Consider the following 23,312-nt stretch of genomic DNA (forward strand, 5'->3'; position numbering starts at 1 on the left):
TCCAATTCTTTTGTTTGGATAATAATGTATTTCATATAAAATAATTATTAATGTTCAATGTTTAATTATTAATTCTTGTAACTACTAACTATTTACTCTTTAAATATTTTACTACTTTGTCTATTTCCGCTTGAGATAATGTGCGATTGTAGATAATCAGGTCGTAAAGAGCCATTTTAACGAATCGATTCGCATAATACGTCCGACTTATATAAAGTGTCGGAGATTCTTCTGTATTGCTTCCTTGTACAATACTATCGCCATTAAAAGAATCGGGAGTTGCCACATTTATCTGTTTAAAAGATGATAATGGTTTTTGGGTATTGGTTCCTCTCGAATTGATATACCAGTTTGCAGTGTTTGCCTGTTTGTAAATACTAAAAACAATTCGCGCATCAAGTGTTGTGCTGTTTGGAATAACCATAATAGGAGAAAGTGGCAAGCTTTCTGCTTCTTCATCAGTAAGTAACATATCACACTTCATAAATATTGTGAAATCAGTCCAGTTGCCTGCAAGGGGTGGGATGGAATGTGCGAAATCATCCACCCCGTCAAATACCAATGCTCCGGGATATTCGGGTATCTGTTCGATGGTAATAGGGGTTATCTCGTCGACTGTATGGCCTTCTTTTAAAGAGAAATTTGTATTTATCTGATAGTAAGTACCTCCTGCTATATCGGTCGAAAAATTGAACTCATAGATACCATCCTCCGTGATATAAAAAAAACCACCATCCGGTAAACGATAATATACAAATAAATTCAATACTGCATCCCTATTGGCATCCAGTCCGGTAACCCTTGCTTTAAAGTTGATAGAGGTACCGTATATTTGGTAGGTATTGATGGCACCTGTTTTATAAGGACGGTATTTCAATAAGCTATCTGTCTTTTCGAGATATTCTATGTAATCAGGACGGGAGTTTCCAAATGTATTGAAGTTTTCCAGATAACCATTGTATCCACTCATTTGGCTAAAAGCAAAACCATTCAGCGCAAGGTCTGTGCCATTACCGCTTAGGTCGGTTGCTCTATCTCTGTCAGCAGATTGATTATTCTTCCGTGAAAAATCNCTCCAATGGATTAATCCCGGCAAGTCCGATGGCTTAAACCGCTTTTGCGATGCTATTACTCCAAATCTATTCATAATTACCCCTCCTGATATTCATATAGGCCTATAACCGAGAAATCCGTATCACTTACCCGAACAATGGCAACAGCTTGGTCTATGTCGGGAATAATAAGAGAGGTATGCTCACGGTTAAGAGTAAAGCCGGCAGCACAACTTATTTCAACTGTACCTGTACCATATTTAGTAATGTCGCAATGAAAGGGTGTAGGGGTATCTCCAGTCAAGGTCAACACTATGTTTTCGTTTCCGGTAATGATGGATGCTCCGTTGAGCGTTGAGTTTAAATCAGAAGATTGATTTATAGGCGTTGGTAACGGAGACGACCCTCCGGAGTTAAAAAGTTTCCTTAATTTTTCCTCTGCATTTTCAGGAGTAAGCATTTCACCGTCAACCTCCACGCCGTTTTCAAACGTTTCATACTCCATCCGCGCATTGTTTCCTTGTTTGTAGAAATAGATAATACTGTTAGTCCTTCTGGCATACATATCTCCGTACGCTCCATACCACACACCTTGATTGTCTTTCTGTAAAGAATAGGTTTTTGTCTCGTCATTAGTGATTATTATAATCATAATATATTAGTTTTTAATTATTGCTTAATTCTTATCTCTTATCTCTTACCCCTAAAACTCAATTCTCCCCCTCCCTATACACCCCTACCGTTTTTTCAACCATCCCCTCAACACCAAATCTCTCCTCATATAATTTTCGGACATTTTCCGACAGTTCTTTTCTTCTTTCTTTATCATTTATCAGCCCGATAATCTTATCTGCAAGTTCATTCGTATCAACGTACAGGCTGAAATTTTCAGAAAACAAAGGTTTTATCTTTATTGCGGTTTTGCCTGTGAACATTTCATCCAACCCATCAACCGCAGTAGTGATAATAGGAAGCCCGAACATAGCCATCTCGATAGCCGCATAGCTGCATTGTTCTTGAAGCGAAGCTATAATACCGCAATCGGCTTGCGTGTATTGCTCTCTGAGCTGGTCGAAAGGGATATTGCCCAATAACTTTACATAGCTGCTTTGCGAAAAGTGATGTTTCAGTTTTTCATCGTAAGCACCCGCAATGTTAAGCCGTACTTTATAACCTGCAGCAGCTACTTTATTTACTGCCTCGTGAATAAAGAATATACCTTTACCCGCATTGAGCGACCCAACATACAAAATATCAAACACCTCCTTATCTTTAAACGACCGCTGAAATCCGTCTCCTGCGTCCTCAATTCCGTTTGGTATTACAATACTGTCAACCCCCGCAGCATCTTTCACATATCGTTTCGCATTTTCGGTCACGCAAACTACTTTATCCGAATGAGTATAGGTCTTTCTTTCATAATCAGTCGTTATAAAACTATCGTCAATCCCCGCCTCAATACTTTTTTTGTATAGCTCATTAAACCGTTTACGGTTGCTATTGTACAACCCCTTCCACGGTATGCAATGCAGGTGTGATATTATCCTGCACTCCGCTATCTGAGCCTTGATGTATACAGCCAAGTCAATCAGGTTCAGAGTATGCAGGTGCAGGATGATGTTTTCTTTTCCGGCAAACAGATGGTTTAGCTGGTCGTAGATAAATGCCGGATGCTTTTGTAGCATATCCCCTTTGTGGGGTGGATAATACACGGTGAAATCATTCCCTTCAGGACGGAATACCAGCTCCCGTGTACCCTGAAAAAATGTGATTGTATGCACTTCTACATTCGGGTGGTTTTTCAATCCCTCTTTTAGCTGTTCAATATACCGCACCACGCCCGACGGATTCTGATTGCGTATGCTCAGGATAAAAAGATTTATCGTATCACCGAATTGCTCTTTACGGATTAAGTTGCGGCAATCACGCTGCTCTTTCTGTTTCGAAAGGCTTATTTTATCCACATTATCGCTCCTGTATTTCAACAGCACATCAGGCAGGTTAGCTATTTTACCATGTTTGCTTATATCTATCAGTAAATTGTAATCGGCAGAATACAAGTACCTTTCATCGTAACGAATACCATAACGCGTAAATACATCACTCCTTACCATCAGGCTTGGGTGTGTGCAGGGATTGTCTTTTTTCAGGAACTCTTTTATGTCCTCCCACTGTGTCAGTTTTTTTTGCGGGGACGATACTCCCTCTTTGCTGAAATATACAATATCCGACCCTACAGCAAGATAATCGGAGTTTGCACGAAGGAATCTTATTTGTTTTTCAAAACGTCCGGGAAGCGAAATATCATCCGCGTCCATTACAGCTATATATTTGCCTTTAGCGATGTCTATCCCCTGATTACGCCTTACATAGTTACCCTTTCTTTCATCATTCCTGATTAAACGGATACGCTTATCCGTGAATGTTTCAACCACGTTAACGGTTTTATCCGTCGAGCAATCATCCACTATGATTAGCTCAAAGTTATTGTACGTTTGTTGTAAAATGCTTTCAATAGCTTCTGCAACCGTATTCTCCATATTGAATACCGGCATGATTACCGAAACCTTTTCCGACGATAGATACGCTTTCACTTCATCCTGTATACGGCCGGCAGTAGCCGACATTATCTCTTTTTTACGTTGGCTTTCCTGCGTAGGTGACAGGCGGTAATGTATCAGGGCTTGAGGGATGGTGTAAAATTTTGCCCCTTTTTTAGCCGCTTCTACCCATAGTTTGTAATCCTCCGCGCAGGGGTAATCCTCGTTGTAGCACAAATGGTGTTCTTCAAGAAAACTTTTCCGCATCATCACAGTAGGATGGAAAAGAAAGTTTCTTTCGGCTAAAACATACAGGGGATTTTCGATAAGCTCTTTGCCCGAAGCTGCCACCTTATCCCCTGCAAACATCCACGACGAGCAAATGTCAATATCCGCATGTGCCTCCATGAAATCATACTGCACCTTTAGCCGTTCAGCCAATGCGATATCGTCCGCGTCCATCCGTGCAATATATCTGCCTTTGGCATTTTTAATACCACGGTTAAGGGAGAAAGCAACCCCTTTGTTTACACCATTTAGCAGCAATCGTATTCGCTTATCCCTGTAGGCCTGTATAATCTCTACGGTATCATCTGTCGAACCATCATCCACTATGATAAATTCAAAACTGTCATACGATTGCTGTAAAATGCTTTCAATAGCCTCTCCTATAAAAGAAGAAGCATTGAAAGCCGGCATTATTATGGATATTGCACACATAATATAGTTACAAGTTACTAGCTACGAGTTACTAGTATTTTTTATTTTTTATTTCTTGATTCCTCGCTACCCACTACCCACTACTATCTACCCACTACTTACCCTAAAACATACCCCTCCGTTTCTTCCGAAATCTCAAAAGCCTTTTTAAATGCTTCCATTGCTTTCTCTTTGGTTTCGGCTACCGGGAGGTAATTCTCGGTAAAGATGCTTTTCAACCGTTCCATCTCAGCATACTTATTTTTTACGTCCGTCGTCTTTTTGCGAATAGAAGCAGCTATTTTGTCTTTCTTCGATTTTTCATCATTATACTCTTTCAACAGGCTTTGGTATTTACTTTGAGCTGCCGAGTTTGCCTTTTTAGCCTCTTTGATAGACTCAAAAAGTTCTGCCGAATAGCACTTTTCCTCTTTCAATGCAAATGCCATATTTGCCTCTTTTTCAATCTTCGTAATGCCTGCCGATACATCCATTTTTATATCCTTCAGAGAGCTGCATGCTTTCAGATAGTTTGCAACTGTATTCGCTTCCTCAGCATTCAAGAAATACAGCGACGTACCCTGTATGTTAAACAAAGTAACATCCTGCTCCGCTATTTCAGTCAGTTCCGGCTTTGTTGGTTTAGAGAGTATCTTCACGCCTTGTTCAATGGCTTCTGCATCTATAAGAGTATTTATATCACTCTCGTTTAATGCCAATATTTCCTGTTCTGTAAGTTCGTCAAATCTTTTTTTCATAATAAATTAATTGTTAATTATCAATGTTTAATTATCATTCTTTAAACACGGAGACACCAAGACACGGTGCTTCGGTTTATTCAAACTTTTACCCCACTAGTCACTACTAACTACTAGCTATTTTCCGCTCCAAAGCCCATGCTTTACCACTAACAGCCATAAGAGCGGCATTTAGTCCGTTGATATTCAATAGCCCTCTTGCAGCATCAGGATTATCAACGCCCCAAACATCCGACATACGGTCGCCATAATCGTTTTCAAATCCGGAAATAATACTGTGTGCAGCTCCCGAAACGTTATGTAAACTTTCTGTCAGCTCTCTGATATTCATAAGTCCTCCAAGCGATTTTGAATCTTCAACGCCCCAAACATCCATGAAACGAGCACCATAATAATAATTAGAACTGGTCCCAGAAGTAAAACCGGAAACGATGTTATTCACTTCTCCCGATGTTGCAAAAGCAATTCCTGATGTATAGCGTAGTTCTCTATCTAGTTGGTCGATATTGAACAGCCCTCTTGCAGCATCAGGATTGTCAACACCCCAAACATCTTTGAATCTACTACCATAACCGTTTTCAAATCCGGAAATAATACTATGTGCAGCTCCCGAAACCTCCTCAAGCATCCCCGTTACAAGACCTAAATCTTCGGTTATGCGTGGAATTTTTACTGAATTAATTTCGGAAACGGTATCTTTCAACTCATCCAAGTTTCCCGACACAGTGATAAGTTTAAATCTATCTTTCTCAATAGCTACCGATAAGCCCGAAATACCCGATAAACCATCGGCTATTGTATCACTACCGGTTCCCCACACACTGGTAAAATTGGCATTGGCATTTAAACCGCCTTTTATATCTACAATATCAGCTGTAGCACTATTTGCGGCATTCAGGGCATCGTCAGCCACACCGCTGATGGTTCTTATACCGTTCTTTAAAGAAGACAACGGAGATTCCCAAACACTTCTTCTGATATTCCAGATATACGAAGTTGGCAATATATCGCTGCTTGTTACGGTTATTACAGCAAAATTAGGTTCGGTATAAACCCCTTCAAGCACCGCCTCTTTACCTGAAATAGCTGATGGAAAATCAGTAAACATCACTTTCCCGGTAATATAGATATTGCTCGGAAGGCGTAAGGAGCTCAACCAACTAATAAAGCCGGCAGTGTCCCCCTGCAAGGGGTTGGGCTGTCCCGGATTCATTGCCATCCATTCCGCAGCTTTCAGGTTCAAATCAGACAATACACTATCATTATTTATACTGTCAATCAGATATTCCCATTTACGCAGGTCGCTGTTCCAGTAAGCAATGTTCTTGGGGGTTGCAACCAAAGCAAACCAACCATACTCTCCTCCCATTGGGTAGCGTACATACAAATCATTGATAACATTCACTGGAGGCTTTAGATACTGGAGTACCGGAATCTTTTTTAGCTCCTCGCAATATGCCTGTTTTTTATTTTCTCTGCATTTATTCATATTCTTAACTTTATACTCCCAACTAGTCACTAGTAGCTAGTTACTAATCACTGCTTTGTTACCACATTATTCCCTCTTACAACCTGTAACCCCGGATACATTTCAATAGCACGTTGTTCCAATGCTCTTGAAAGGTCGTATTTCTCAAACATGGTATATACGGTACTGGCACATAAATAAGCAATAGGCTCTATAAGTTGCTCGTTTAGTTTTATATCTTCATTCGGGGAATAATTTTTCAGAGGTTTTGCTATCGGGACATAAATAGCCTGCTCTATTCTATGTTCAACCATTGATGGCGACAATGAATAATAATTTAATACCTGTTTCACTTCATTCCCTATTGACTTATTAGAAATAGTACAAACAGGGCGGATTGCGCTACCTCTAGTCCACTCGTTGGATTGAATAGACGATACCTTCTCATCTTCTATCGTTGCCTCAAAAACTGCTTTTTGCCAACCTTCCATTTTAAAGGAAGTCAACAAATAAAAATCATCCGGAAGCACTACATATCCTGTACTATACGATAAATCCGGAATGGGAAGTAAATTACTGAATGATTTATTCTCAAACCATGTACGGGGCATTACTTTTATACAGCGTCGCCACGCATCAGCATAACTGCCCTCAATGTAACGGTCCACTTGTGCCATATCAGCACCGAGCAATGACAGTCCTTTGTTGGTAGACATATCTGCCTCATTCATTATAAGCATTACGCGGTTTATAAAATCTACTTTCTTCATTCTGCCGGAGTTTATTTAATAAAACAAAGGCTGTCAGCCTTTACTGACCTGACAGCCTTTGTTCTCTTTTTTGTCTTACTTAGTCTTCTTTTTTCAGGTTAGGGAATGAAACGCCTAATTCGGCTGCTTTCGCAAAAATCTTTTCCGGAGTACTTACATCGGGACTTGTTGCAGGAATATCGTAAGGCTCTCCCGACAATACATCTTTTGCTTGTTGGAACGTGCTTACTTCAGGATATTCTTTTGGTTCTCCTTCATTACTATTAACAGGTTCTCCTTCTTTTCCTTTCTTTGTCTTTTTCACTTGCCCGTTCTGGTCGCTGAACACAAGTTTTATTCGTCCGGCTTTAAATAAGTCAGATTCTTCTATTCCTTTCTGAATTTTTTCATCGCTTGTCTCAAACAATGCCAGTTTTGCATCTCGATATGCCTTTTTAAATTTTATATATTGACGAGCTCCACTTACTTCAATCGGGAGCGTATGTTCTCCGCCTAATGTCTTAAAACTATATCTTTTCATTTTATTTATTTTATTCGGTTATTAAATAAAAGCAAGTAGTACCGCTCTAAAGAAGATACTACTTGCTTGTTTCTTTAAATTAATTGAATGCGGGCGTGAGCATATTCATTCTGCAACACCAAACCGAAAGTGTCAATATATACTTGTGATTTACTATCCGATTGCCCTAACTTTAGATTGTCTAATGGAATGGAACGCCATTCGTGCTTATATTTAATTAAATAAGTATCATCAATTACCAATGCGCAGTCTGCCATGTCAACATCCTCAAATGCTGGCTCCGCACAAACAAATAATGTATATTGTCCGTAAATAATCTTTTGAACATCAAGCCCAAAAACTTGACCGGGTTTACCGGGAAATATAACCTGATTGTATTCTATTTTATTAAGGGTTTCAATGACATCTGCACCTGCTAAAAGCGTCTTTGTATTGCTTGATTTATTCCCGACAAAAATAGTTTTCATCATAGAAATTAAGTCGGCTGATGTTGCATTTCGTGGCAATGAGAAATCCTTTCCTGCTTGCCACCAGATACCTTCTTGGAAATAGGTATCCTCTTCTTTATCTCCATTAAATTTATTGGCAATCTTTAATTTACGTTTTTTACCTAACAACATGTCAGCCTCAGCAGTCATCTTATGCTCGAAAATTGCATAATCTGTCAATTCAGTTTTATCCCATTTTGCATCTGCTCCTGTACTGGATATTCTGAAGAAAGTAGTTTCCTCTGTTTCCAGTATCATTTTTTGCATATACTGTATCTTTTTTGTAGGAGTGGCTGTCAGTGGAGCTGTCCGGCTTTGCTTTTCCGAACCGGTTCTTGCACCTCTCACTACAATGGTTCCGGCTGCGATAGAAGGAATGGTATTATCGGATGCGCCGGATTGTACTCCATTGACTGGCACAATAATCGGTTTCCCGGTATTATCCTTATCTTTTACGTAGGCCTGAAACCATCCGTCAACTGTTGCTCCATCCTCTTTATATCCATCAATATTCTTAAAGAATAAGGTTTGGTTTATGGCAATCAATTTATTGTCTGTCAAATCAACTACATCCTGAACTGCTCCCGAACCTACATATGCGGTCGCCAATGTTGTTGTTAATCCTTGAGCTTCAATTTCGTGGTATTCAATTAAGGGGTTTGTTCCTTTTTTCGTTCGTCCATGATTTGCTGCAATAGTGTAGAGAGGGGCTAAGTGTGGCTTTATTACTACGACCTCACGTTCTATTGTTGCTCTTACAATATCCGGCGACTGCTCATTGGCCATTTCTAACGAAAGGGCTTCTCCGTATGTTACTGTACCGGAGTCTGCACACATAGCATCTACTCCCGTTATCCCAAACAGTGAGCAGAAAAACATAATGGCGAACAAAAACAGTCCGCTGTTTCTCATTTTTTCAAAAATCTTCTTCATAATTTTCGTCTTATTTTAATTTTGATGTTAGTTTTTACACATCTCTTTCCACAAAGGCATCTGCTACATTAGTTATTTTATTAGCGTATCTTTCAGGAGATGATGTTTTCTTATTCGATTTTTGTCCTGTCAAATCCGGCATTGTATCTGCAGGCTGCTTTTTATTTTTAATTTCCTCAATGGCCTCATTTTTAGCCGCAAGTCTGGCTGCTTCCAATTCAGCCTCTTTATCCGCATCATGGTCTAATCCTTTGTGGACAATTTCAATGATATCGCGAGAGATTGAACGTTCCATGAAAGCCTCGGCTATATCTAAAATGGTTTCATTTATTTCATTAATGGCTTCTTCATCCAAGCCGTTTTCTTCTGCATAAGTTTTCAAATCATTTTCATAGGTATTGAAGTTATCTTTTATCCGAGTGAAATTTGATTTGTATTCCTCTTGTCCCTTGCGAAGCTCCTCCAACTGGTCATCATTCACTTGGTCTATAAGGTTACCAAAGGTTTTACCTAGTGCATACATCAAGTTTTCACCGTTAGCTACCATTGCAATAAACTGAGCAAAACGAGGGTCTTCCGAGATAACAGCAGACAATCGCTCGTTTGCGCCGTTAATTCGCTCATAATTCCCTTTCAGCTCATCTCTTTCCGTCAACCCTATACGGCCAAAGTCAAAAAGAGAATCATCATCCGGCTCATCTGCTATATCCGGATTGTACTTTTTATATGCTTCTAAAAAAGCGGCGCGGCCTCTTGGTGTCTGTCCTTCTTCTGGCTGCTCTGTAGCTTGAACTTGAATTTTTGCATCTTCCATAAATCTTGTTCTTTGTATTGATTTGGATTATTCTTAAATGAATACAAATGAATGATTTTTTTAAATTATTATTTGCCCAAGATGAGAATTATTTGTAGATTTAATACTACATTTGTAGTTTAAAACTGCTATTATGAAAAATACAACAGAAAGAGATACATATATTTTATATTTATGGGAAAATAAAAAATTAAACTTTGATGAAATTGCTCAACAAAAATTACCAAGTTTTCTTTCATTGAAAAGAATAAGGAATATCGTTTATAATGGAAAAAGCAATTTAAAATTGGAACATTCAAAGGAAATATATAAAGTTTTCAAACTTAAATTTTTGGAAATCAAGGATGTAAATAAAGCTATATATTATACATTCAATAATCAACCCGAATATTGTCTCCATGAAAAAACTATCAGACGTATCATCAACAAACAACTTAAACTAAGAGCAAATAATGATAATAGCCATTGATTTCGACGGTACTATTGTAGAGAACAAATTTCCCGAAATAGGTACTCTCCTGCCCAAAGCAAAAGAGGTCATCAATTCGTTATATGATACCGGGCATTATATTATCATTTGGACATGTCGTTGCGACCTGCATCTTACTTCCGCTGTTAATTTCCTGCTGAATAACGATATAAAATTTCACCGCATCAACGACAACGAACCAACCAATACAGCCAAATACAACAGCAATAGCCGCAAAGTATATGCGCACATGTACATCGATGATAAAAACGTGGGAGGCTTCCCGGGATGGAACAAATGCAAAGAAGAAATCGAAAGGGTGGAAGCTGAATATAATAATCTGAAAAAATAAAAATCAATCTTGATTCTTGATTCTTGATTCTCTAAGCTTTAAAATATATGAAACATCTCTTTATATTCATTTTCATTATAGTATACTGTTTCTGGGGGTTGGAGCTTGGAGTTACCTCCTCTTCTTCATGGTGGACGCATCTTACATACTCATTCCAGCACGCTAATTTTTGGCACTTAATCCTAAATTCCATTTCATTTTTTATGTTCTTCCGTGTACTACAAAAAAGAATAAAACCTCAATTATTAGCTTTTAGCTCATGGCTGATAGCCGTTCTTGCCTCCTTTCTCTTATTATCCCCCCTTAGGGGGGACTTAGGGGGGCTTCCTCTCGTCGGTGCAAGCGGCATGGTTTACGCGATGACAGGTATATATATTGGGCTTGTGCTATCTGACGCGATAACACGGAAGATTAAAATAAAAAACAACTTCTACATTTTTCTCGCATGCCTTACCCTCAGCTTAACTCTAAGTTTCCTCAAAGAAAACAGCGCCTTTTCATTACATTTAATATGTATGCTATCTGCATGTATTTTGTCTATGCTTCTTAATATATTTACTAAAAAAAAGTCAAATGAAAATCAACTGCTCACATTTCGAAGTAATCAAAAGAACTGAAATCACGCGTAAGCCAACAGCAAAACGAGTATATAAAACCAAATTTAATTATAAAGTTAAATTCATTGCTGGAGGTATAGGTATAACCAACATAATTTATGACATAAATAACAAATTGTGTTTATATGTTATTGATAATTATGATGAATATAATATAGCTGTTACAATAAAACCTACATCAAAAAAGAAATTATCACCAATGACTAGTTTTATAAGAAACCGTACTGCTCACATTCTGTAAAAGATTTAATAACTTCTATATTTTTCTTGTTTGTCTTACACTCAGCTTAACTCTAAGTTTTTTCAAAGAAAACAGCGCCTTCGGACTACATTTAATTTGCTTATTACTCGGAATTGTTTTTTCATCGCTCACATTACATGTTAAAAAAAATAAATAAAATGATAATCATTTATTTTTGTAAAAAAATGTACATGAAAAACCTAATTACTTATATCAAACAGCATTTCTTAATTGTTTTTATACTTAACATTTCAGTTATTGCTATATTATATTTATTTGTTATAAACCCATATCATGAAATTTATGTTCTGAAAAATAAGCATTTTATTATGGCTCATGGTAATAATCTATCTTTAACTTACCGTTCATTTAGCCTTGAATTTAATGGAAATGGAGAGGATTTAAAATATCATGCATTAAAATATGAAATGGATAGCATAATATGGAGAGAAAAAAAGGACAGAGGGGAAGATATGGTAATTAAGGATGCAATCGTAATAACTGATAATTTTCCGATATATTGGGTTCTAGAAGATGAGTGTATTACTTATCATCTTAAAGAATACTACTATAGCACTGAATTTCATGAAAATAAATTTGAAAGTAAATTAACTATTGACGTTGATTTGAGCGAACATCGAGAACACACAATATTATACAGGTACAAAGGAAATTTTTTTGGAATAAATGAAAAAAAATTTAAGATAGAAATGAATTATACCTGCTTTGATGATACTCCAAGAGGGACACAGGGATTCCTAATCAAAGCACCTTTTAACTTCGATATTGAAACATTTCCTCCCTATCAACAGCTTTTTGATGAGAGTTTAGTATATTCTGAATCGGATAACGATTTTTTGGATTATGTTTATATAAAAGGGGAAAGGACAGACAACACTTCGAAACACGAGACACGAAATCTCGTTATTGCTACTTTGCTTGGAGGAATTATCTCTCTCTTATTTACTATGTTTTCAAAATACATTGAAAATTATTATAAGCGAAATAAATTAAAAAAGCTTAATGTTAAAAAAGATATGGAGAAAGAAAAATTAAGAGAAGATAATAATACTAACATAAATGTGTAATCTGAAAATGTAAAGGAGGCACTGTCCGAATCCGATTACCTGTTTTACAGTTTACACAAAATTTGGGATACTGCCGTAATTGCATTATACAAAACTAGCTTGTCTCCCGACAAGCTAGTCTCTTTTTACATGAAAACACAACTTATTTAAAATTCAAAACAGTTTCTTACTCCAACGCATCAACTATTTCATCATACTTCTTTCTTGTTGTATTGATTTTTGCATCCATCCTGTCGTCGGTATATTTTTTCTGACCTTTCAGGTACTTCCTTATGTCGCTGACAGCATCTTTTTCAAGCTTCAGTAAATTTTTGTATTGCTTTTTGTTTTCATCCAGTTCTTTCAGCCGTTTTTTAGCTACTTCCGAAAGGCTATCACGTCCTTTATCCAACACCTGCCACTCCTTAGCTTCTTCTATAGCATTGTTGAATCTGGTCATATCGCCCTCATCACTAAACAGGTATTTATCTATAATGGATTTCAACTCACGTTCAAAACGCTTTTCATTGTCATATGCCAGCGAAACTCGTTTGGCATAATCCCCGATACTTTCTCCTTGCTGAATCTTTTGGGCGGTTGCTATACGGATACTCTGCGGAACATTCGTAAAATACTGATAAGCCATAGCAGCTCCGCCTTTTTCTTTTATTCCTTTCTCATAGCCGTTATATATATTTTTCCATGTATCGAAATTAATACCCGTATTGAACTTAATAAAGGTTTTAGTTGCAGCAAGTGCCACTTCTTCGCTAATAAACCCTTCTGCTTTGGTAGCTTTTACTATTTCATTATAAGCTTTCTTTATTTCGCTGCTCATCAAATCCTGTGGCTCAAATCCATCTATAACAGCACTTATCATACTACCACCAAGTATATTATCTATAGGAGAAGTAGCTATTGCTTTTATTATTTCTGCTTTCTTTTCATCGTCATCATCTCCCGTTCCCCACAATGCTTTTTCCGCAAGCTGCCAAATCGTATTTAGCATCACACCAAACATAACGGCATTCAATACCGCTTTTCCATCCGCATTCAACACTGTTTTTAAAGCATTGCTTTTGGCTGCTTCCTCATTCATGCCGGCTTCAAGATTCTTTCGCACAAGTGCTTCGTATTGTTTTTTACTTCGGGCTAATTGTAACACTCCTTCTACTTGTTTACGTAAGTATCCGAAGTTAGCATTCATAAAGGTAGTTAATCCTCGCGCCCAAAGTGTTTCTGATTTTTGTATAGGCGATAGAAATACATCCATAGCAGATTGCTGGCTCTCATTTCCTGCTATTGCAGCATCAAACAGGGCGCGTTCGTTAGCCTCCTCTTCTGTTAATCCTTGTTTCTTATAAATGCTTTTTTTATAGTCGTAAATGGCTCTTCCTCCTGCCGATATGGCCAAACCGTCTATAAATTGATTCGGCTTCATACCTATTTTAGTCAGTACATTAAAGAAATCATCTGCCTTAACGCCTGCTTTTCCTAATATCTTTTGCTTTCCTGCTGCTTGTTCGCTATTCTGCCACCCATCAGATAGCAATTTTTCGTTTCCAAATGCTCCTGAGCTTACCCGCTCTTTAAACCCCGGTAAATGGTCTAACGCCCATCGGTAGTTCCGGTAAAGCATGTAAGGGTTAAGATTAGATATCAATCTGGCCTGATATACCGGGTTAGCTGAATAAGCCATAAATGCAGGGTAAGAAAGAATTTGCTTGAAAGCCGTATTTATTCGGAACGCAATTGCCGCTCCGGCCAATTTACTGTTAAATCGTCCTGCCCAGCTTTCAGGGTCCAATACTTTATCTCTTTTTGCCTTAAGGGCTATTCGTGCACTATCTTTGAATTTTTCAAAAGCCGTTCTGTCGTTGGCATCTACAAGGTTCCTGAAATGCTTATTGCTCAATAAGGAGTTCATATCTTTACGCAAGCGCGCGTAAGCATTCCACTCTTCCATTTCATGCCCATTCTGCATAAGTATATCAAAGGCGTTAGCATTCAAAGCTATTTCGTTCTTGTTCCTTTTACGCCCTATAATTGCCCCTGTCATAGTGCTCGGCAAACCAAAATCCAGTTCCCGTCCTATCTCTACCGGCTTGGAAATATCTTTCTCATTATATTTCAACGGAAAATAATTTTCAACTGCTGCCATCGATGTGAAAAATACACGCTTATGTGTATCGTTGTATTTCGTACGTCTCGATGGTAAAAATTCACTTTGTACCCAATCGGCAAACGCAATATATTTATCTCCCAGCGTTTCTTTTATTTCGTCAATAACTGCTTCGTCGATAAGCATGTTTCGCAGTTTTTCACGTCCCTCTGCTTGCTTCCATGTCATGTAAATATACAGTAACTCGCCCTTGGTCATAGAAGCGGTTGTTGTTACGGGAACTAGCTCTCCATTTTCACCTTCTTTTTCAAATGTCTTATAAGTTACAGCAGCTCCGCTATCTTTCCGGCTATCATTTATTACTTGGTAAAATTTCTCACCGAATATTTCTTCTGCTTTTTTTGCAACCTCCTCTTTAAAAGAACGCCAGCCTTTTTCAAAATTTATTTCTGCTTGCAACGCTCCTTCTTTCCCTTTCATCCAACGTTCATACATAGAGCCGGCCCCTATGGGATGATTTCGGTCTAGGCTTTTCAACATAAAATTAAAACTACCGAGCGGTGACAATAAAAACTCTTTTACTTTATTATGAGCCAAAATATCTTTTACACGCTCCCAATTTGATAGTTCTTTATCCTGAGCCTGCGTTTTTATTTCTTTGTCGTATACCGCCTCAATAGATTCGCGTGCTATCTCATTTCTTCGTTTAAGCTCATGCTCTTTTTGCTCTATTAATTTACTCTTGCCGGTATTTATCAGAGAGTTCAACTCATTGATAACATTATCATACGCCTTATTCGTATATTGTTGCTCCGCAACACGTTCTTGTTGTAGCGATTGTATAATATTCCTGCGGTGTCTGTAAGCGGCTTTTAGCGCCTTGTTGTTTACCGGGTCTTCTTTTTTAAGTTGCTCTATCTGCTGTGTGGCTTCCACATTTGCCCGGCGTATCTCATCATCTATCTGACGTACATTGTTATGCCCTACATTAATGGCAGACAATAGGCGGATAATTTCTAAACTTCCAAGCGTTTGTGTATCTTCCGGTGATAGAATGCCATTCTCCGCATTGCTTTCTATTTCTGCGATACGCTCATGTACCTCTGCTTCAGACAAATACTGATTAGTCCGTATATATTCTACTGAACGCCGCGTATCATCGTCAACCGTTTTTGCTATGGATACACCTTTCTTATTCCAATCAAGTATTTTGGTATTTAATAATGCATTCAGTGTCCGGCGGTTCTTGCGGGTTTCTATGCTGTTCAACGTTCTGTCAACCGCAAGCATGGCTGCCTCTACATCCTTTTTGCTTGTCGGATTATTCAAACCGGCCAATAAGCTGCGTAATTCTCCCAACCCCATCCAATCAGCCAATTCGTTATTCAGATTATTCCTGATATAACTTTCCAATTCATGAGCTGTCTTCCGGGTACGTTCCAATATCTCTGCCTTATTGCCTCCGATTTCGTTTATATCACCTACTTTTCTTGCAATGGCATTGCGCTTATATCGTAGCTTTTTCAGCGCTACATTTGCGGTATTGAGCTCCTTGGTTATTTCGCTGATTTCATTTGCGATATTATTTCGCCAGGCATTTATTCGTACCGAATAGTCAAGTAATGATTCGCCCGATTCTATTTCCGGAGGAACTATTCTTTCGTTTCTTTCTTTTTCTAGTGCCTCTACTTGCTTTTCTGCTGAACTCTTTTCTGCTGACAAGCTATCTGCTTTTTGGGCAAATTCACTATTGCTGATTTCTTTTTTTAAATGAGCCTTCCGAAGAGCATCTTTTTTCTTTTCAATACTTGCTATTTTCTTATTCCATTCATTTATCTCTTTGGCAAACTCACCAATACTTTTATCCGGAGAGTATTGGGGCTTTTCCCCATCCACCTGATAACGAATATCATTATCGGCAGGGTTAAATCCTCCTGTATTATCAGTAGCCGATTTTATTTGGTTAGCTGCAAAGGCAACGTAATCGTTCGTGGGAGTCGCTAAATCTCCATAATCAACACCATCACTTACGTTGTTGAAAATAACACCATCTTTTCTGCTTTTTCTCGCATATTCAGCCCATTCATAAGTATCTTTCCATTCTCCATTATGCTCGATGTCACTGAAATGAGAACCTTTTGCGTCTATCACTAAAGGATTTCTTAAATTTAAAAATGTTTCATACACCGTACTTCCATAACCGCCTGCGTTGTCAAATTCGCTATTAAAAAAATGCCCGCTTTGCTCATCATAAGTGTTTTTGAAGATGGTAAAATCACTGTGCAAAGTGTTATAATCCTTTGTCTTTTCATTCCAAACTTGTTTTACTTCTGTATTATTTGTTCCATGATATACCACCAACGGCTCACCATTTGCGTCCACCACCTTGCTTGCGGTTTCAGGAGAGTTTTCCCAGTCACCAAACCATTTTTTAAAATTAGTAGTCCGTACTTGCAGCCATTGTCTTTCATTCAAATTAGTAGGTTTCCCATTGGGAGCAAGCATGAAAGTGCCGTTATCAATGCTATTTTGCCTGACAGCATCCATTTCCGATATTTCCTGCAACCTCGCTTCTGTAGCCGGACGAATAATATCATCAATAACATGGATAAATCCGTTTACATCTTTCAATACATTACGCGGATGAAGGTCGGATACAATGTATTTCCCATTAGTAAAGGTCGTGTCATTGATTTTTGTATAACCTTTTGACTGCATAAATCCGTCAATATCTTCTTGTGTAGCTTCAACAGCATCCGGCACATAATCCTGTTTTAGCACTACTTCAACAATAGGAATGCTATTCGCTCCAAAATCATATCCGGTTACTCCCTCTATGGAGTATGCATCCATCGGAAATATACTGTTATGCGCCTCCACCTGTTCCAGTAGTTGCGAAACAAGCATATTCGAGTTCATAAGGTTGTTTGATTTGTAGATTGCTCCCGTTTCTGCGTCAATGGCTAAGGTGTTTTCATTGCCCCCGCCACGCATAGGCATACCGAGCGAGTACAAGTCGTCAATCCAAAAACCTTGTTCTTTGGCAAAGTCAACAGCAATACGTTTTTCAACGTCCTGTCTTTTTGTTATCGGGAGTTGCGAAGAATTTCCTCCTGTACCTTTTCTAAGTCGAGAGGTAAGACCCGTTCCGAAAGAGTTTTCATTGCCCCTTCGTAGTTCAGTCTTTCGGCTTCCGAGTGGAATGTCGGAGTCTTCTTGTTGTGCGGTTGTTTCATCGTTTACAAATATACTGTTTTTTTGCGGATTTTCCAAATTATTATCTTGCTCTTTATCTACTGATTCTTGACTCTTGATTCTTGACTCTTGACTCTCTACAATCTTTTCTCCACCCAACAATTCACCCACAGCCAAATCCGTAAAATCCTCTAAGGTCATATCCTCAAGCTTAATGTCAGATGATATATTCAGCTTGGCTTTTATCCATCCCCACACCTCATTCAGCCACTCTCTTAATTTATTAAAGTTACTTTTCCCTTTTCCCTTTTCCCTTTGTACTAACAACGCCCCTTTATCTCCAATGGCCATAGCCAATGCCTCATCTACCTTACCTTCTTCCGAAAGATTACTATAAACCGGATTTTCATTTACCCGCTTCCAGTACTCGCTGTCTTTTATCAGTTCAGCTCCTTTTTTATACAATTCCGAATTATTCTCTTTCGTAAAACTATTCCACAAATGCCCGAACTCATGGATAGGAGTATTAGCGTTCATTCGCTCCGGATTCAGGTAAACTACACCATCAGACGTAACAAAACCGTAAACCGTACCATTCGGATATTTCATGAACTGAACATTCAGCAATGTTCTCCAATCCGTATCAAGGTCGCTTATTTCTTCTACAGCAGCTAAAAAGTCAATAATTTCGTTCGCAGCATCTTCCCACTCTTTGATATTGTCAACCTGTTTTCTTATAACTCCTGTTTTATCTGAATAACCCACTGCCGAATTATCCTTAACATTCACCAGAGATAGGTTATGAACACTACTATCCGAATTTCGATTAAAGTTCCAAGAATGGTCTTTATTCATTCTGATTGAAATAGGCTGTCCACGATAAACCGCATCTACATATTCATTTCCATTGTTATACCGTTCTTTGACAAAGTCTATTAATTCCTGTGCACTTTCTGTCTCTATTTTCGGATTATGGTAAAACATGGCTCTGACACGAGAACTATTCTTTTTACCGGACAACTCCATTAATTTTCTATCAAACTCCCCTTTATCTGTCACAACATCCTTTGCCAAGCCAGTTTGTTTTAATTGCTCAATAAGAGAATCAAACATCTCTCTCGATATAGGAGTGAAAACTGTTGAAGACTTCTGAATAGAAGAAGTGTTTTGAAAACGAATTTCATTCGTGTTGTCATATCCCCACTCATTTATATCGTTACTATCCCACCATACATAGCGAATAGGAACTTCTTCTTTTATAATTTTATATTCACCTTCTCCAAACCGATGCTCTCCGTGCTGTTGTGCATATGATTCGGAAAATGTAACCCAGTCATATTGTTTTAATTTATCAACATCAATATCCTTTGGAATTGCCCTATATGCAGTAATAGTAATTTCAGAAAGATTCTTTCCTGCATTTATTGCTCTTTTTACATTGTTAATAGCTGTAAGGCTTTCATGCCCTGCTGTTGTATCATAAGAGTAGTATTTAGCCCCTACTCTTGTGTCAAAATAATTATCAGGCTGATTATGAAAACCTCTTACTACTTCCGATAGATTAAATTCATCTCCATTATCCAAAGCCTCTTGTAGTGATTCATATCCCATACTCGAAGCTGCATGCCCATCACGCCAATCTTCCCTGACGTTCTGAAAACGAATATTTTCGGCCGATTTATCAGGTTCTTGACTCTTAGTTCTTGGTTCTTGGTTCTGAATAGAAATATACTCCACAAACGGCTTTATTCGCCTGCCGTCCATTTCAGCCCATTTCCTAAACGTTTCTACATCGGTTGGAGTTATATCACCTAAACCCTGCCAACCATCTTCATAATTAGACAAATAAGCCTCTCTCGCTTCTTCCAACGAATTAAAACCAATCATCACCTTATGCTCATCAAATACAAAGTCTTGATTCCTGGTTCCTGACTCTTGGCTCTGAACAGGGGCAACTTGGTCAACTACATAAATCGTATCACTCATCGGATTAGGACCAATAAACACATCTATCTGCTCACCGTCCTTGCTTTTTGTGCCGCGAATATATCCGTAGTCATTCTGCATGGTTACACTCCATTGAGTCCCATTTTCATCCACACCCGAACGCACAGAACCTTTAGGATTTTCTATGGTTACATCAAACCCCTGTATATCTACATGACCTTTCTTATAATTTCCTGCTTCTTTTTGCGCTTCGGTAGGATTGGTATTAACCTGTTCTTCTGCTTCTCTTATCTCATTATTTTTAGCTATATTTTGGGCAAACTCAATTATATCTCCGGTAAATTTATTGTCTGTAGGAGCATTAATATCCTCTGCTGTGGAAGGATTAGAGAAAGATTCCTGACTATCAACTCTTGGTCCCTGATTCTCAATATCAATAATCTCAATTGCATGATTTATACTTTTCATCAATTCCTCTTCTGTTCCGGGAAACCAAGATTCTATTTCCATCCGTCGGGATGTATTGTCAACTCCAATACCATGTTCGCCAAGAGACACATGGTAACCGCTTTTCGTTGGTTTTATAGACAATACATAATTCCCCTTTTTAGCTAGTATATCATCTCTACCTTCAAACAACGTCCCTTCCCTCCATGTACGCTTATCTACTGTATCAAAATAATCATTCAACCTGTTTTCTAAGTCCACGGGGGAGAAATTATCACCATCCTTTGGAACTTCAACCGGAATAGCTTCTTGGGCTGTTTGTGCTTCCTGATTTTCAACCGGTTTGTTTTCAATGTTTGCATCCTCCAACTCTGCCGACAAGCCTTCTTTTATTTCCTGACTCTCGGTGCTTGATTCTTGACTTTCTTTAGGGGTTTCCCTCAGTACCCCAATAACTCCATCAATGCTATTCTTCTTGTTTTGTAATTCTGCAATCTCCGTACGAGCAGCTTTCCGTTGATTTATTGAATCTGCTTTTCCTAGTTTTTTTTGTGCGGAAGCTATCTTATTGTTGATAACCTCTGCAACTGAAAGCAATTCTTTTATTGTTTCTGCCGTTCCTTCCTCACTCTCATAAAGCGTAGCAAATGCTTGCGGACTCTTTTCTAGTAATGCATCATAGTCTATTTCACCATTTTCTTGCTTGGGTGCCGATTGCCGTATAATTTCAATAGGGGATAATGATTCTTCTCTAACAACACCTGATTGTTCCAAAACTTCTTTTTCTCGGACGCTTTCCCGCAATGCTAACTCCGACTGTATCTCCTCTTCTAATTGAATCAGCTCATTTTCTTGCTGTTCACTCAATACGCCCGATTCCAACGCGCCATTTATCTGCAATAGTTGCTCGTTTAGTTCTTCTATTGTTTTATCTGGAAACAAGTTGTCAGCTCTTTCTTCATTCGTAAAATCCGGCTGTTCTACCATATCTCCAACCTCAGCGTCATTTTTCGGAACTTGTGCGAAATAATCGCGTACGGAGCTATTTATATAAGCCTCTTGTTGTTCATTCTCTTGGCTATACCGGTCATGTAATTGCGCTATACTATCTTCTAAGCTACTTTGGTCGACAATCTCCACATTCTCGGCTGTTGTAACCTGCACCTTACCAGCTTTATCAAAGTAATAAATTGCTTCATCCGAATTTTCAACATCAACAACATAAGGATTAATTTCGTTATTTTCATCAATACCCAAGGTCACTCCTCCAGTTATAAAAACTCCCTGAGCATTTTCGTCTCCCAATATATTGGCCGACACTAATGTTCCGGTTTTTTGGTTCACGGAATTTTTCAATTGCTGCTCCGCGCTAATTAAATTCTCATTGATTAAATTCTGACGGGCAGCCTGCAACTGCTTCTCCAACGCAGCTGTAGCTATATAATTAACGATAGCCTCTTTTTGGTCAGTCGACAAAGATTCATCTTGCAATACTTGAGATACAATCTGCTTTTGGTCCTCAATCACCAAGCCCGCTACATCAGGATTAAATGTGAAACCGGTATCTTGCAATGCTTCATCCATCGCCCTTTTAGCTTCAACAAAAGTAATCTTTGAATATACATAGTTATTTACATTGTCAAAATCAAAGTTTTCCGGTAATACAGGATTTACTATATTTTCAAGTATAGTGTTTTGTTTCCGGTTCCGTCGTGCTAAGTCTCCGGCACGATAAGCGGATGTTCCGGCAGTAACACCGCCGAACTGAGCGCCTCCTCCGGCACCATATACAAAAGCATCCAATACGCCCTCAAATGGCCTGTATGTTTCCGATACTCCCGTAGCAGCGTCTATTGCGTTTTCGCCTAACTGGGAAACAACCTCTTCAGCTCCTTCTGTTACGGTTTGAATAAGTGCGTTGATTCCGCCTTTTTTTAGTATACCTTTAACGGTTGTTTCCGTCATTTTAGAAAGGAAAGGCTCTATCATCTTGGCATCCACCTTTGCGCCCAACTTTTCTGTTATACCTTCAAGCGAACCTGAAACGGCAGCATTAAGCATCTTTTTCCATTCGGGCATATCTTTTGTGTCGGGGTCACTCTCCAGTTCATTCAATTTTTGCCCTGCAGCAGAAGTTACTATAAGTGGTAGCCCTGCACCCGGTATCATAGCAACAAGAGAAGTTGGAGCTGATTCTGTAGCAGTTAACATAATTTCGCCCAAACCGCTTAAAATCTTACCTTCTTTAAACAGGTCGGAATATTGCACTTTACGTCCTGCACCCGTTTTAGGGTCTATCATCGTGCCATACCTGTCTGCCCGTTGCGATATTTCAGCTCCTTTCTCTTGCAATTTATTGCCTAACCCTAAATTCTCCTGCTTATATTCTCCTGCTATAACACTATTCATCACGTGGTCGGGAATATAATCTCCTCCCATGGTAATTGGTATTCTCGAACCTTCTGCTGCTTTTTCTACCATGCTCAAAAGTCCTGCACCTGTATTCACTACACCTGCACCGAATTTCTCCAGCAAATCACCTGCCCATGTATTCCAGAATCCTTTTTCTCTTTCTACAGCTTGTTTTTTCGACTGATAAGGGGCTGCTTCATTAGTTGGCGGGAAACCCATATCAACCGAAAATTGCTCATAGGGAACAGTAAAGTCCTTATCGCGCGATGTTAGGTTATCATACAATCTACGACGTTTATTTGCATCTTGCATGTCAGTAGAAAACTGTTCTAAACTTATGGTAAACCCGCTGTCACGCGACGTTAAATTATTATGTAATTTAGTCAAATTCTCATTCATAA

At 38.6% G+C, this 23,312-nt stretch carries 13 protein-coding genes; 4 read left to right on the plus strand and 9 right to left on the minus strand.

Annotated features, from left to right (window positions below; genetic code table 11):
* Window positions 1-1,149: 1,149 nt before the first annotated feature.
* The 8 genes from D0T49_RS03390 to D0T49_RS03425 all read right to left on the minus strand — a co-directional run bounded on the left by D0T49_RS03390 (window position 1,150) and on the right by D0T49_RS03425 (window position 10,042).
* Window positions 1,150-1,704 (minus strand): hypothetical protein, encoded by a 555-nt coding sequence (locus D0T49_RS03390; protein WP_163629183.1) that lies wholly within the window; start codon window positions 1,702-1,704, stop codon window positions 1,150-1,152.
* A 58-nt stretch (window positions 1,705-1,762) separates the two neighbouring features.
* Entirely contained in the window at window positions 1,763-4,312 is a 2,550-nt protein-coding gene (locus D0T49_RS03395; RefSeq protein WP_163629184.1) for a glycosyltransferase, read from the minus strand.
* Window positions 4,313-4,410: 98 nt separating this feature from the next.
* Entirely contained in the window at window positions 4,411-5,049 is a 639-nt protein-coding gene (locus tag D0T49_RS03400) for a hypothetical protein (protein WP_163629185.1), read from the minus strand.
* Between the two features lie 106 nt (window positions 5,050-5,155).
* The gene (locus D0T49_RS03405) at window positions 5,156-6,538 is read right to left on the minus strand and encodes a hypothetical protein (protein ID WP_163629186.1); all 1,383 of its coding nucleotides are present in this window, start codon (window positions 6,536-6,538) and stop codon (window positions 5,156-5,158) included.
* 47 nt (window positions 6,539-6,585) lie between these two features.
* Window positions 6,586-7,287: a hypothetical protein gene (locus tag D0T49_RS03410; RefSeq protein ID WP_163629187.1), complete on the minus strand. Its 702-nt coding sequence runs from the start codon at window positions 7,285-7,287 to the stop codon at window positions 6,586-6,588.
* A gap of 79 nt (window positions 7,288-7,366) precedes the next feature.
* On the minus strand, window positions 7,367-7,807 hold the full coding sequence (locus tag D0T49_RS03415; protein ID WP_163629188.1) for a hypothetical protein: 441 nt from the start codon (window positions 7,805-7,807) through the stop codon (window positions 7,367-7,369).
* A gap of 74 nt (window positions 7,808-7,881) precedes the next feature.
* Window positions 7,882-9,228 carry a DUF5309 domain-containing protein gene (locus D0T49_RS03420; RefSeq protein ID WP_163629189.1) on the minus strand — a complete coding sequence of 449 codons (1,347 nt, stop codon included), beginning with the start codon at window positions 9,226-9,228 and terminating at the stop codon, window positions 7,882-7,884.
* 34 nt (window positions 9,229-9,262) lie between these two features.
* Window positions 9,263-10,042 carry a hypothetical protein gene (locus tag D0T49_RS03425; RefSeq protein WP_163629190.1) on the minus strand — a complete coding sequence of 260 codons (780 nt, stop codon included), beginning with the start codon at window positions 10,040-10,042 and terminating at the stop codon, window positions 9,263-9,265.
* Between the two features lie 133 nt (window positions 10,043-10,175).
* Here D0T49_RS03425 and D0T49_RS03430 point away from each other — a divergent pair, with 133 nt between their 5' ends.
* From D0T49_RS03430 to D0T49_RS03445, 4 genes are all read left to right on the plus strand, one after another.
* Complete coding sequence (locus tag D0T49_RS03430) at window positions 10,176-10,511, plus strand: hypothetical protein (RefSeq protein WP_163629191.1); 336 nt, start codon at window positions 10,176-10,178, stop codon at window positions 10,509-10,511.
* Entirely contained in the window at window positions 10,495-10,863 is a 369-nt protein-coding gene (locus tag D0T49_RS03435; protein WP_163629192.1) for an HAD hydrolase family protein, read from the plus strand. Before D0T49_RS03430 ends, D0T49_RS03435 begins: the two co-directional genes overlap by 17 nt.
* A 47-nt stretch (window positions 10,864-10,910) precedes the next feature.
* Window positions 10,911-11,480: a rhomboid family intramembrane serine protease gene (locus D0T49_RS13190; protein WP_163629193.1), complete on the plus strand. Its 570-nt coding sequence runs from the start codon at window positions 10,911-10,913 to the stop codon at window positions 11,478-11,480.
* A gap of 432 nt (window positions 11,481-11,912) precedes the next feature.
* Entirely contained in the window at window positions 11,913-12,809 is an 897-nt protein-coding gene (locus D0T49_RS03445) for a hypothetical protein (protein WP_163629194.1), read from the plus strand.
* A gap of 166 nt (window positions 12,810-12,975) precedes the next feature.
* Here D0T49_RS03445 and D0T49_RS03450 read toward each other — a convergent pair whose 3' ends face one another.
* Window positions 12,976-23,310, minus strand: a complete 10,335-nt coding sequence (locus D0T49_RS03450; protein WP_163629195.1) for a hypothetical protein — start codon at window positions 23,308-23,310, stop codon at window positions 12,976-12,978.
* Window positions 23,311-23,312: the final 2 nt, after the last annotated feature.

The sequence above is a fragment of the Paludibacter sp. 221 genome (genome assembly GCF_010501035.1).
Taxonomy (GTDB): Bacteria; Bacteroidota; Bacteroidia; order Bacteroidales; family Paludibacteraceae; genus QVMH01.